The organism is Paenibacillus sp. SSG-1 (assembly GCF_002224835.1).
In the GTDB taxonomy this organism is placed as follows: domain Bacteria; phylum Bacillota; class Bacilli; order Paenibacillales; family Paenibacillaceae; genus Paenibacillus_AQ; species Paenibacillus_AQ favisporus.
The window spans coordinates 169,514-181,812 of sequence record NZ_MBRK01000001.1 but is presented as its reverse complement, the minus strand read 5'-3'; the positions used below and the strand labels follow the sequence as shown (position 1 = coordinate 181,812).

The 12,299-nt window shown below is 53.6% G+C and carries 13 protein-coding genes; 6 read left to right on the top strand and 7 right to left on the bottom strand.

Features of this window, described 5'->3' with window-relative positions:
• Nucleotides 1–38: 38 nt before the first annotated feature.
• The gene (locus BCV73_RS01030; protein WP_179231851.1) at nt 39–1,286 is read left to right on the top strand and encodes an MFS transporter; all 1,248 of its coding nucleotides are present in this window, start codon (nt 39–41) and stop codon (nt 1,284–1,286) included.
• 81 nt (nt 1,287–1,367) lie between these two features.
• Here BCV73_RS01030 and BCV73_RS01025 read toward each other — a convergent pair whose 3' ends face one another.
• Entirely contained in the window at nt 1,368–1,862 is a 495-nt protein-coding gene (locus BCV73_RS01025) for a cysteine hydrolase family protein (protein ID WP_179231850.1), read from the bottom strand.
• Nucleotides 1,863–2,060: 198 nt separating this feature from the next.
• On the opposite strand from BCV73_RS01025, the gene BCV73_RS01020 reads away from it, so the two are divergent.
• The 3 genes from BCV73_RS01020 to BCV73_RS34910 all read left to right on the top strand — a co-directional run bounded on the left by BCV73_RS01020 (nt 2,061) and on the right by BCV73_RS34910 (nt 5,041).
• A complete protein-coding gene (locus BCV73_RS01020; protein WP_089545649.1) occupies nt 2,061–3,368 on the top strand; it encodes an SPFH domain-containing protein in 1,308 nt (435 codons plus the stop codon).
• On the top strand, nt 3,355–4,146 hold the full coding sequence (locus tag BCV73_RS01015; protein ID WP_143811814.1) for a DUF2730 family protein: 792 nt from the start codon (nt 3,355–3,357) through the stop codon (nt 4,144–4,146). Before BCV73_RS01020 ends, BCV73_RS01015 begins: the two co-directional genes overlap by 14 nt.
• A 76-nt stretch (nt 4,147–4,222) precedes the next feature.
• Nucleotides 4,223–5,041 (top strand): hypothetical protein, encoded by an 819-nt coding sequence (locus tag BCV73_RS34910; protein WP_179231849.1) that lies wholly within the window; start codon nt 4,223–4,225, stop codon nt 5,039–5,041.
• 22 nt (nt 5,042–5,063) lie between these two features.
• On the opposite strand, the gene BCV73_RS01005 is transcribed toward BCV73_RS34910, so the two are convergent.
• Complete coding sequence (locus BCV73_RS01005) at nt 5,064–6,296, bottom strand: MFS transporter (protein ID WP_089550052.1); 1,233 nt, start codon at nt 6,294–6,296, stop codon at nt 5,064–5,066.
• 299 nt (nt 6,297–6,595) lie between these two features.
• Between BCV73_RS01005 and BCV73_RS01000 the strand changes: the two genes are divergently transcribed.
• Complete coding sequence (locus BCV73_RS01000; RefSeq protein WP_089545647.1) at nt 6,596–7,177, top strand: TetR/AcrR family transcriptional regulator; 582 nt, start codon at nt 6,596–6,598, stop codon at nt 7,175–7,177.
• A gap of 60 nt (nt 7,178–7,237) precedes the next feature.
• Here BCV73_RS01000 and BCV73_RS00995 read toward each other — a convergent pair whose 3' ends face one another.
• From BCV73_RS00995 to BCV73_RS00980, 4 genes are all read right to left on the bottom strand, one after another.
• Nucleotides 7,238–8,206 (bottom strand): phosphotransferase family protein, encoded by a 969-nt coding sequence (locus tag BCV73_RS00995; RefSeq protein ID WP_179231848.1) that lies wholly within the window; start codon nt 8,204–8,206, stop codon nt 7,238–7,240.
• A 131-nt stretch (nt 8,207–8,337) separates the two neighbouring features.
• Entirely contained in the window at nt 8,338–8,904 is a 567-nt protein-coding gene (locus BCV73_RS00990; RefSeq protein ID WP_089545645.1) for a histidine phosphatase family protein, read from the bottom strand.
• A gap of 284 nt (nt 8,905–9,188) precedes the next feature.
• Complete coding sequence (locus tag BCV73_RS00985; protein ID WP_089545644.1) at nt 9,189–9,704, bottom strand: dihydrofolate reductase family protein; 516 nt, start codon at nt 9,702–9,704, stop codon at nt 9,189–9,191.
• Entirely contained in the window at nt 9,701–10,639 is a 939-nt protein-coding gene (locus BCV73_RS00980; protein ID WP_089545643.1) for an alpha/beta fold hydrolase, read from the bottom strand. Before BCV73_RS00980 ends, BCV73_RS00985 begins: the two co-directional genes overlap by 4 nt.
• Nucleotides 10,640–10,831: 192 nt before the next feature.
• On the opposite strand from BCV73_RS00980, the gene BCV73_RS00975 reads away from it, so the two are divergent.
• Nucleotides 10,832–11,179 carry a winged helix-turn-helix transcriptional regulator gene (locus BCV73_RS00975; protein WP_076173319.1) on the top strand — a complete coding sequence of 116 codons (348 nt, stop codon included), beginning with the start codon at nt 10,832–10,834 and terminating at the stop codon, nt 11,177–11,179.
• Between the two features lie 117 nt (nt 11,180–11,296).
• On the opposite strand, the gene BCV73_RS00970 is transcribed toward BCV73_RS00975, so the two are convergent.
• A complete protein-coding gene (locus BCV73_RS00970) occupies nt 11,297–12,214 on the bottom strand; it encodes an NAD(P)-dependent alcohol dehydrogenase (protein ID WP_089545642.1) in 918 nt (305 codons plus the stop codon).
• Nucleotides 12,215–12,299: the final 85 nt, after the last annotated feature.

Below are 12,299 nucleotides of genomic sequence, written 5' to 3'. Positions count from 1 at the left end.
TATTACAGCCAATCTAGCATGGTAGGATGGATTTTGCAATGAATGGAAGGAAGGTGACGCCTATGTATCGGTCTCCAAAACCAACCCATGGCGGCCTCATGACCGCCGCTCTCTTTTTGGCCGCTTTGAACTTGCGCCCTGCCATCAGCTCGGTATCCCCGCTGCTCGCCTTCATCCGGGATGACCTGGGCATGTCGTCCGCAGCGGCAAGCCTGCTGACATCTATCCCTGTGCTGTGCATGGGATTGTTATCCCCCGTATCGGCCAAGCTGGCAAGTCGGGTGGGGACTGAACGCGTGATTCGCTGGTCCCTCGTGCTCATCGGATTCGGAACGATTCTGCGGCTGTTCGTGCACTCGGCCGGCGTATTGCTGCTGACCGCCCTGATTGCCGGGCTTGGCATTGCAGCCATGGGTCCCCTGCTGTCCGGATTTATTAAGCAGCATTTTCCCAACAGCGTCCCTGCAATGATCGCCGTCTACTCGGCCGGCTTGTCTCTCGGGGCTGCGCTCGCTTCAAGCTTGTCCCTCCCCTTGCAGGCGGACTCCCAATCGTGGCAAGCCGCCTTAGCCGTATGGTCGGCACTCGGGGCGGCCGGAGCCGCCGTCTGGTGGACCCTGCACCGGGGGAGCCGTCCCGGTCCGCGAAAGGTTAGCGAAGATCCAGCCTCCAGCCTGCCTTGGCGGAATCCCAAAGCATGGCTGCTCACCCTGCACTTCGGCCTTATGGCAGCCTGCTTCTATTCCCTCCTCGCCTGGCTGCCGCCCGTGATGCAAAGCCTGGGATACACCTCGTCGGAAGCAGCCGTCATGCTCACCATCTTTGCCATCACGCAGATTCCGGCCGGTACGATCCTGCAGCGGCTGCTGCGGCGCTACCCTTCCCGCCTGCTGTGGCTATGGGTATCATCGGTGACGCAGCTGGCCGGCCTGATCCTGCTGTTCTCGCCTCTGCCCTGGCTGGCCGCGGCCGTAATCGGCCTGGCCAGCGGAACTTTATTTGCGCTGGGCCTGCTCCTCCCGATGGACGCAGCCGCAACCAGCCATGAAGCCGCATCATGGGCCGCCATGACGCAATCGGCCGGTTATTTGATCGGGGCCGCCGGACCTTTTCTCATCGGCCTCATCCATGATGCCGCAGGTCCGTTTTCGTTTGCCATTTACGGCTTGATGGGAGTAACGGTGGCGCTCATCGTCGTTCAATGGTTCGTGGCTCCTTTTCAAGCACAGAAGAGGGCCTCTTCAAAGGCAGCCCCTCCTGCAAAGAGGGTGGATCTATCCGAATAGGAAACCGCCTGAATGGAAACCAAAAGACCCGCAGCAGGGATCGCCTCCCTCCATGCGGGTCTTCGTTTGATTTTTTTCGATCTAGCCCAGTTCCACCAGTGCCTCGATGACAGGATACGAAATGAGATGCCGGTCACGGTAAATGTCCTGCACCGCGCCCTGCTTCGTGCTCACAATCCCCCTTTGCAGGATGGCTGCCTTGAACCCTCGTTCCAGCGCACCGTTATAGGTGAACAGGACGCAGTATTCCGCGGCAAAACCGGACACCACCAGCAGATCGACGCCCTTTTCCGATAGGATAGATTCCAATTCCGTTTGCCAGAACGCATTGGAGAAGGTTTTATGAACCACCGTATCGCCGGGCTCCATCTGGATCCCAGGAATAAATCCGATTCCGTCGTCATTGACGTCCTCCTCGCCCTCCACATCTTTGATATGGATGACGGGATGGCCCTTCGAGCGCAGCAGACCGGCGGTATAATTGATATACTCGCAGGCTCCGTCAATCGTTTGTTGATCCACGTACCCGTTCAGCAGATGCTTCTGCATATCGATGACCAGCAGACCCAGTTTCAAATGGATTCCTCCTCAACTTTTACCTCATATAAAATACAATTCGAATTTCTATGCAAAATTTCCTTGTTCGAACATGTTTTTTCCAAATTTTGACCCCCAAATAGGGCTAATATCGTATACAATAGTAGTCAATTAGTACCTTTTTCCATGGAATGTTATGGGATGAAGGCGAACCGTGTCAGTAAAGGAGTGCAGCAAATGGCTATCATTGAAGTAGTGGAATACGAAGGACCACCAGGGGTGTTCGCCTGGCGCTACCCGAACCAGGAGCTCGGGACCTGGACCCAGTTGATCGTTCATGAAACGCAGGAAGCAATATTATTTAAAGGCGGCCGGGCTCTCGATTCCTTCGTGGCAGGACGCCACACCTTGAGCACGGCGAATATTCCGATCCTCTCCAACCTCATTAATTTGCCATTCGGCGGCAAATCGCCGTTTACCGCAGAGGTATGGTTTGTGAATAAGCTCCGGTCGCTGGATGTGAAGTGGGGAACCGCATCTCCCATCCAACTGCAGGATCCGAAGTTTAACATTATTGTATCGCTCAGAGCCTTCGGCCAATTCGGGGTCGAGATTGAAGATGCACGCAAGTTTCTGCTGAAATTGGTCGGCACGCTTCCATCGTTCGATCAAGATACACTGGTGAAATACTATCGCGGGATTCTGACCTCGAACATTAACGAAATGATTTCCTCTTACATTATCCATAAAAAAATCAGCGTGGTTGAAATTAACGCCTACGCGGCCGAAATTTCCAAGCATGTCCGGGACACGATCGCACCGTCTTTTGAGGAAATGGGCATATCCCTTGTGAATTTCTTTATCGATTCGATTAATTTTCCGGATAATGATCCGTCTACGCAGCGCATTAAGGAAGCGCTGGCCAAAAAAGCGGAAATGGACATTATCGGCTTCACCTATCAACAAGAACGTTCCTACGATACGCTCGAAAGCGCCGCCAAAAATCCGGGCAGCACCGCCGGCATCGTCGGCAGCGGACTCGGCATGGGATTAGGCATGGCAGGATCGATGTACGACGCTGTCCAGCAAATGGCCGGCAATGTGAAGGTTCAAACCACTAGCGATATGGACGTGAAGCAAAAAGCCTGTGTGACATGCGGGCAGCTGAACGCCGCCGATTCGAAATTTTGCTCTGCCTGCGGCCAGAGTTTGACGTTAGGAGCAGCCGGCATCCCCGCGAAAAAAATCGTCTGCAGCGATTGCGGACAACCGCTTCCGCCGAACGCCAAGTTTTGTCTGAACTGCGGCGATCCGTACAACGCCTGCCCTGCGTGCGGCTATGACTTCAAGATCGGATCGGTGAACTGCAGCAGCTGCGGAACCCTGCTGCCGAAGCTGTGCCGCGAGTGCGGGGAATGGATGGACCCGAAGGCCCGTTTCTGCCCGGGCTGCGGAACCAGCAGCATCCAGAAATGCTCGAACTGTCAGGCGGAGGTACAGCAAGGACAGAAATTCTGCATGGAATGCGGCCATGCCCAAACCTGATAACGAGGCCAAAGGAAGGGGAACCACACTGATGCATAAGAGCTGGTTTTTTACCGCTGTCATCCTCATTCCCTTGTTTGTCTTCATCGGGTTTGGGTGGAGCGGCGGCTGGGCCGAGAGCCGGTCCTGGATATCCGGTGTCGGCGCGGGATGCGCGGCAGCAGCCGTTCTTCGGTTTGTATATCGCATGCTGAACCGCCGTCAGGGTTCAGGCATGCCTGCTCCCTTTTACATTGGCTCCGGTATAGCAGCTGGACTGTACGCCGGGGCGGTGCTGCTGGAGATGTTGTTGTTCAGTCTTTGGACCACGCTCTCCGTCACCTCTTATGTATGGAGCCAGATTCTCACCTTGATCGGATTCATCATCCTCACGGGGACGGTGGAACTGTCCGGAACCTATGCTGCCAGGCAGGAGCGGCGGGATCACCGCAGCTGGAGCAAGGGGCGGGATACGGCAAATCGGCTGGAAACTATCCGTCAGAAGCTTCAATCGCTGCCGGAGCAGTCCCAGCACGGTCATGTTCAAGAGCAAATCCGCCGCCTGGAGGATACGCTCCGATACAGCGACCCCAATTCGGTTCCGGCCTTATACGAAGTGGAGCAGCTGCTTCTGCAGAAAATATCGCTGCTGGAGGATCAGGTGAGCCTGATCGCTACCACTGTGCCGGACCAGCGTGAACAATTAGCCAATGAAGCTTTACTCCTGATCCAAGATATCGAGCGTACAGCACGAGAAAGAAATTCCCAGTTACTTCAAGCAAAAGCTGGTTCTACATAGATTGAACTAAAGTTTAACCATTTCTTTAGTTCATTCTATATACATAAACATCATCATGCATAAAGGAGACCATCATATGGAGATCCCGGTTCCATATAAAGTTAGATTTTCGACATTTGACTCGTGGATTATCATCCTCACCCTGCTCGTATTTCCCGTCGGCGGACTGCTCGCCTTCATCCGCTTGGCATCGACCCACCATCATAACAAAGCCAAAGGCAGAAACTTACGGCTATTGGGATGGGCTATGGTCTTTTCCTATATCTCCATCATGATCATTCTCTATTTGACCTACGATACGTTTGGAGAAGATGAACAGATTGATTATTTGACCTCAGGGATTGTTCTGGCGATATATTGGTTTCTTCCTACCCTGATCTTTTTCCTGGTCGGCCATAGGCTTGATAAAAAATTCGGCTCCCTGCTTCAAGTCTATCAGGAAGCCGTTGTAAGCATGCGCCTGACCTCCGTTGAGCAGATTCGCAGCCTTTCACAGACATCCCCCGCCGATGTCACCCGGGATTTGACGTTTATGTTTGAAGAAGGGCTTCTCCCGGAAGGCAGAATTATCAACGGAACCGTCTACATTCAACAACAGGCCCTTGAGGATTACCTTAGCGGAGAGTATGAAGAAGAATACGTTGACGAGTATGATGAAGAAAATGATGATGAATACGACGATGAGTACGATGACGAGTATGATGACGAGTATGATGAAGAGGACTCTGCCTCTGATGAACACGATCATGGACGGCCTTCGGGGTTTCAATCCCCCGTTTCCGGTCAGTCCTCCTCTCCGAAAACCGTTGAATGCCCCGGCTGCGGAGCAAGGGTATTTCTGGGCTCGGAGCGGGAAAAAGAATGCGAGTATTGCGGCAATGTCGTTTGTGCCTAACCGCTTGGTGCTTAGCAGAACCTCATCTTTCCTTTTCCCCGCTTCGCCGGGTCCATGCCCAGAATAAAAGCGCAAACGCACTGACGCCTGCCCCGAGCATGCACACTCCGTCCCAGCCGAATCGGGCATAAATGCTCGTCGAGGCGATGGAACCCGTGGCGCTGCCGATCGAGTAAAACGTCATGTAAGCCGCAGTCAATCGGCTGCGGGCTTCCGGGCGTACGCTCAGAATCATGCTCTGGTTCGTCACATGGACGGCCTGTACCGCCATATCGAGCAAAAGGATGCCCAGGATCAAGGACAGCAGCGAGTGCTCCGTATATCGGATCGGAAGCCATGAAACGAGCAGCAGCGCCAAGGCAACACCTGTGGTACGCTGTCCCATCCCCCGGTCGGCCAGCCGTCCGGCTCTTGCCGCTGCGACCGCTCCGGCGGCCCCGGCGAGTCCGAACGCTCCAATGGCGCTGTGCGACAGGGAGAGCGGCGGGCTGCTGAGCGGAAGCACCAGTGAGGTCCACAATATGCTGAACGCCATAAAAATCAGCAGCGCCAGCATGGCGCGAACACGCAGGATCTGCTCCTGCACGAACAGGCCCAGCACCGACCGAAGCAGCTGAGGATACTTCAGCGAAGTCTTCTCCGGATCCTTCCCCGGCAGTACCTTAAGCAGAATGCAGGCCACGATCAGCATCAGACCCGCAGACGCCAGGTAGACGGAGCGCCAGCCGGCGGCATCCGTTAGCAGACCGGCGAATGTTCGGGCCAGCAGAATCCCGATCACCACCCCACTCGTTACTACGCCGACGACCCGCCCCCGTGATTCGGGGGCCGCCAGCGTCGCGGCATAAGCAACCAGCACCTGCGTGACCACGGCCAAAAGCCCGACGACCGCCATCCCTCCAAGCAGAATGCCCCGATTAACTGCCGTACCTACAACGACCAATGCAGCCACGGATATCAGCATCATGCCCGGAATCAGCCTGCGGCGGTTCAACAAATCTCCCAGCGGAACGAGCAGAATCAAACCTATGGCATAGCAAATCTGCGTAACGGTAATGACCATCCCGACCGACGAATGCGAAATCCCGAACTGCGCCGCCAATGAATCCAGCAGCGGCTGGGCGTAATAGACGTTGGCGACCGCCAAACCGCACGCCGCGGCAAACAGCAGCGCGGTCCAGCGGGTTATCGGCTGCACGGATGCAGCCGTTGCGGTGGTTGGAACGGCGGCCCTTTGTTCCTTTTCCTCCCCCATCCTTTCTCCGGTTACCATCGATTTGGTTTCCTGCAGATTGTTCACAACGAACCCCTCCCGAGCTTTCAATTATCATAACGTACCAATCGGTACATAATGATTTGTGCTTACCTTACCTTCCCGAGCAAAGTGCTGTCAAGAGGTTCGTGGATCGAATTTGTTCATGGGCCTGAATTTAAAGGATTACGCAAATATTTATAGGCTAATCCGACCACTGATCTTGGCTGACCGAATTGACAGGAGGGGATGAATCTCCTACAATCTAAACATACCGATCGATATGAAATGAGGTGCCGAAAATGGTTAGGCAGCGTGAATTCGATGTGGATCAGGCGCTGGAAGACGCTATGCATATATTTTGGAGTAAAGGCTATGAGGCAACGTCCTTAAGCGATCTGACGGCGGGAATGGGCATTCAGCGCCCAAGCATTTACTCCGCGTTCGGGGATAAGAAGGAGCTGTTTGAAGCGGCTCTGCGGAAATATACCGCCGCACATGCGGCGCAGGCCAGATCCGTGCTTCTGCACGGCGAATCCGTTAAGGAAGCCTTCAGACGTTATTTTGCGGGGATTGTCGAAGAGTCTTATGCTGACCCGCAGAACCGCGGATGCTTCTGCATTAATACGATGGTGGAGATGGCTCCGCATGATGAAAAATTTGAGGTTTTGACACGGGAGCATGAGATGTATTTGGCTGCGATTTTTCAGGAGGCGATCGAACGCGGGCTCCGTTCAGGCGAGCTGCGCACCGGTGTGGACGCCAAGTCCCTGGCGCAGACTTTGGTCGTCTCCTTGATCGGTCTGACGGTGATGATGAAAGCCCGCCCGGAGCGTTCCTTTGTCGATCATTCGGTTGAGGTCATTCTCACGTTGATTCAATAAGATGCATGAACGGAACCGGCAGTTGTGTTGTGCTCAGGGGGAAAGCCTTTTAGCAGCAGATTAAGCCGAGTCCCGCTCGAGCGACAGGCTCGTCAGGCATCCTTTTAAGCCGGCGATCGCTTCTTCCTTTTGTGCCAGCAGCCGGTCCTGCGGCCAGACGCTGTCTCCCCGTTTCAAGTCACCTGAAATCAGGAGCAGCATCCAAATGGAGAACACGGTCGCGAAGCGGCAGTAATCGCGGATAAAATCGCCAAGATCCCACTCCGCGCCATACAGCGCCGACTGAGCTACATAATAAGTCAGGAGCTTTTCCCGATCTTCAGCGGTCACCTGTTTCGGAAACAAGGGATGCGACATGTCAATGAGATGATACAGGTCCCAGAACGGGGTATTCAGGTGGGCATGCTCCCAATCCATGATGTACAAGCGGCCGTCAGCCGCAACGGCATAGTTGCCCAGATGCAGGTCCCCGTGGGATACCACCTTTATTTTCGGGAGAGCCCGGCCCTCCGCAAAGCTGAGTATCATGCCGTCCAGCTCCCACGGCTCGCCGATTTCGTTCATGACTGTCACCGCCTCATCCCGTCTGTTCATGAGATCGGCGGCGATCTGCTCGATCTGCGGCTTAGGCCCCGGCCCGCTCAAACCTTCCCGGCGCTCCTCCGGCAGCGCATGCCACCAGGCGATCTGCTGTACCACTTTCATGGCGGTTTCTACATCGTACTCATGTCGAAGCGGGCCAAGGTCTTCAAAAATCGTCCATCCCTCCTCCCCGGCTCCTTCCTCCGAAGAGGCGAGCAGCGCCGGGTAAATGTCCGGAAAGCCGGACAGCATGTGCCGGTAAATCCAGGCTTCCCGGTCCACGCTCTCCCCGTTGGTCAGCGGCTTGAAAATGTAGCTGTGCTGCCGATCCGGGTAGAACCGTTCCACGAATTTTCCGTTCATGCCTTGGTACAGGGCTTCCCGCTTCCACAGCCCCTCTCCGCTCAGCGTTCCGTTCGGCAGAACGAATTGGCTCAGGTTGTACATTAAAAACTCCCCCTTCGGCTTGTTTACAAACCGATGTATTCGTAGTCCCATGCGTCAAAGCTCGCTTGGTCCGTCCATGTATTTTTTCGGTTCGGATTCCGACGAGCCCTGATTTGTAAACGATCGATGTCTTATTCATACCTCGCCTGGTATACGCCCGCTTCTCCCAGAAAGTCCTTCCGGGTCAGCCCCTGTTCGCCAAGGAGCATGCGATAATTCGTAATCGTCCCGTCATGGGAAACGATGATAACACGTTCCGCCTGTGCCTTGCACCAATCCAGCAGCTGTCTCCCATAGGTCTCGAAGGCTTCCTGTCCGATGCGGTTGATCCCTTCTTCCCAAAGGTCCAAGCCAAAATCAACGATCACGGCATCTGGAACCGTCTCGCGAATCTCGTCCTTCGAATAGATTTGATCGCAGACGAAGGGCGAATACGAAGGATCTTGCGGGAACATGCGCGGCCCTGCCAGCGGAGAGATCACAAAAGGACCGTCTGACAGTAAGATCCTCGCTGTTTCGATGGTACGTTTAGTCGGGCTGACGACAACCTGCTCATTACCGTTCAGCAATAAACGCCCCCGCAGCTCTTTCACCTGTGACTCTCCATACAGCGTTAACCCGGGATGCAGCATGTTCAGCTGGTTAGGATAATCCAGCAAATGCTCCCCGTGCCCATGACGGACAAATACGACTTCCACTCTGATTCCCCCGATTCTAAAAAAAGGATATGAGCTTACACTTATATTTCGTTCTCCGATGTCCATTGCGATGTGGATCTATTTTAGCATGGATTTTAGGCCGCAGACTCACCATTTTTAAACAAAAACTGCTTGTATAAGTTGAATCATTGAAATGGATGATGGGGGCAAGTACGTAAATGTCCCTGCATCACTATCGTCACTACAAAAAAAGAAAGCTTCCTCCCGATGCATCAGGAAGAAGCTTTCCTTATCGTCCGCTTATTTTTACACTTACACTGCATCTATAACGAACCCTTGACCGCATAATGCAGCTGCACCACACCGGATCCCAGCGGTTTACAATCCAGCAGCTCCACATCTTTAAATTGATATTCATGTTGGTCCGTGACCAAGTTCAGCCCTTTTCCTTCCAGCACCGGAGCTACATTGAACACCAGCTCGTCGACAAGACCGCTTCCCAGAAAAGCATTATGCAACTCGGCCCCTCCCGCCAAAAGCGCGGTGGAATGCCCCCGGCTCGCGAGATACTGCAGTGCCTCTTCGGGAGAGCTCACGACCGTCACGCCTGCGATCTCCTTGACACGCTTGGTGACAACCACGATATCTAGCCCTTCAAAAACCGCTCCACCGCCGCTGGCCTGCATCCCCTCAAAGGTTCTGCGTCCCACGATAAAGTTCCCCGATCGTCCGGCATGGGCCGTAAAATCGGCCAGAGCTTCCGGCTTCGGCGGGTTGTCAGGCCCCGACTGCGCATAGTTTCCGTTGGCGGACAGCGCTGCCCAAAGAATCGTTTTCATATGGATATCCTCCTCGATTTCGTCTCTGTAAATTTAATCGTGTTCGGCCGCTTCGCTGCGCCATTTGTTCTTTCCAGTACTCTGCGGATGGACGCCGCCACCCGGTCCGGGCGGTCCTCCTGCACATAATGGGATGCATCGCTCAAAGCTTCCGTTTCGTGCATTCGCAAAATGCCCTGCCAGCGCTGCATTTCCTCTACCGGAAAACCGGCACTGTCCTTCAGTCCCCACAAAATTTGCGCAGGAATCTCCGCCAGCAGAGGCAGTCTGGATTCAATCTCAGCCAGCCACGGTCCGGCTTTGCGAATGCTTCTGGGGAACACCCAGGTCGGTTTGCGAAGCGCCGGGGTAGGAAAAGGATCGGTATACGCCTTCCGCAAGGCTGCCGTGACCTTCTCCTTATGGTGAATGCCGCCGGGCACAATCGTATGGGCAAAAAAGTTCCGCCGGGTCTGAAGCCAGTATCCGAGCGGCCAGCCTCCCATGGCCATCGAAAACAGCTTCATCGGCAAGATTTTGGCCGGCCATGCCCATGTATTCATGAGGACGATGCCGCGTACGTTATCAGAGTGTTGCACCGCATAATGGAGCCCAACCGGTCCGCCCCAATCCTGAACGACGAGGACTACATGTTGCAGATCCAGCTGCTCGATCAGTGCCGTCACTGCTTCCGCATGCTCCTGGGGTGTATAGCCATAGCCCGTAGGGGCCTTCGACATCCCGAAGCCGGGATAATCCGGCGCGATCAGCCGGCACTGGCCGCTCAGCTCTTTGATCACATTCCGGTACAAATAAGACCATGTGGGGTTGCCATGCAGGAGCACGACAACCGGCCCCTCGCCTTCATCGATATAATGAATCATACCGTCCCGGTAAGGCAGCCAATGATCCTGAAACGGATATTCCGAATTGTCTACCTCAAAGGGTCTTTGCATCATATTTCTCCTATCTTCTCAATGGGTATATTCCAAGACTTGGATCCAGCAAGCCCGATAATCGATTATGGGTCGGGACCGGAATTTAATGGAATCCGTTCCCTTTCCTAAGATTAGTCGACTGTGGTACATTTGAAAAGTAGTTACATTTAAGTGCACTAGTTTCAAAAAATGAACTAGGAGGGTTTAGTCATGATCGATCCCAAATGTCCGGATACGATTACCCCGGTCATCGAATTGCTGGAGGGAAAATGGACGCTCCTGATTCTGCGCGACCTGTTTAACGGGTTACATCGTTTCGGGGAGCTGCGACGGTCCCTGCATCCCATCAGCCCGAAAACGCTGACCGACCGGCTGCGCCTTCTGGAGGAGAATCACATCGTCACGCGGACCATTTTTTCAGAAGTGCCGCTGCATGTGGAATATGAGCTTACAGATAAAGGCCGGCGCCTTCAGCCGATCTTTGCCGCCATGCGGGAGTGGGCTGAGCAGCCCTGTCCAACGGCGCATACAGCGGAATTGCAGGAAGCTCAGGCCTAAATACAAGAACCCCCTTCCAAATGGAAGGGGGTTCGGACGTTCAAACCGGTATCTGCCCATGCGAAACTCAAGGCGATCAGATATGATGAAAGTTGGTTTAGCAAAGAACAACAATGTTTATGCCCCGCCTACTGTAATGACCACATTTCCCTTTTTGCGTCCGGTTTCTGCGTATCTGTGAGCCTCAGGAATTTGCTCTAGCGGGTAACGTCTGTCGATAACTGATTTGAGTTCTCCCTTTTCCACAAGCTCTTTGAGGAAAAGCAAATCTTTGGTGCTGACTTCCGCTATGCCCTGACCATTCACGGACACATAGGTTCCATCAGGAGCTAAGGCTTTGGAGGATTTTGCTTTTGAAATTTTCCCAACGGCATCAAAGATAACATCGTATCGCTCTTTTCTGTCCACAAAATTTTCTGTGGTGTAATCGACGACCTGGTCAGCTCCCAGAGACTTCACCAAGTCTATATTTGCAGTGCTAGTGACACCGGTAACCTTTGCACCAAAGTGCTTTGCGAGTTGAACTGCGGATGAGCCCACTGCACCGGAAGCTCCATAGATCAGAACTTTTTGTCCCCTCTGAATGTTCGACTTTCTTAAGAAATACAGGGCGGAAAGTCCGCCGAAAGCAAAGGCCGCTGCTTCTTCATGAGTTGAATTTATTGGTTTCATGACCACCATTCCGTCCTCATGAAGACACGTGTATTCGGCGTAAGTGCCAAAATCCATTCCTCGATACGCGATAATCTCATCGCCCTTTTTGAATCGTTTAACGTCTTTACCTACATCTTCGATGACTCCAGACAACTCTACCCCTAAAATGGGGTTTTTGGGTTTTCTGAATCCGAGAACGATTCGCATAGGAATCCATAACATTAGAGGAAAGTCAGAACTGCGAATTCGAACATCCATTGCCGCTACGGACGTTGCGCGAATTTTTACCAGTACTTCGTTCGCCATCGGAACCGGTTTGTTCACTTCTGTCAGCTGCAAAACATCCGGTGATCCGTATTTCGTGCAGACCATCGCTTTCAAATGGGTTACCTCCTAGGCCACGATTTAGGTCTAGTATATTTGTCGCACCACCATTTGAGATAGATACTAAAGTATTGTATTTTGG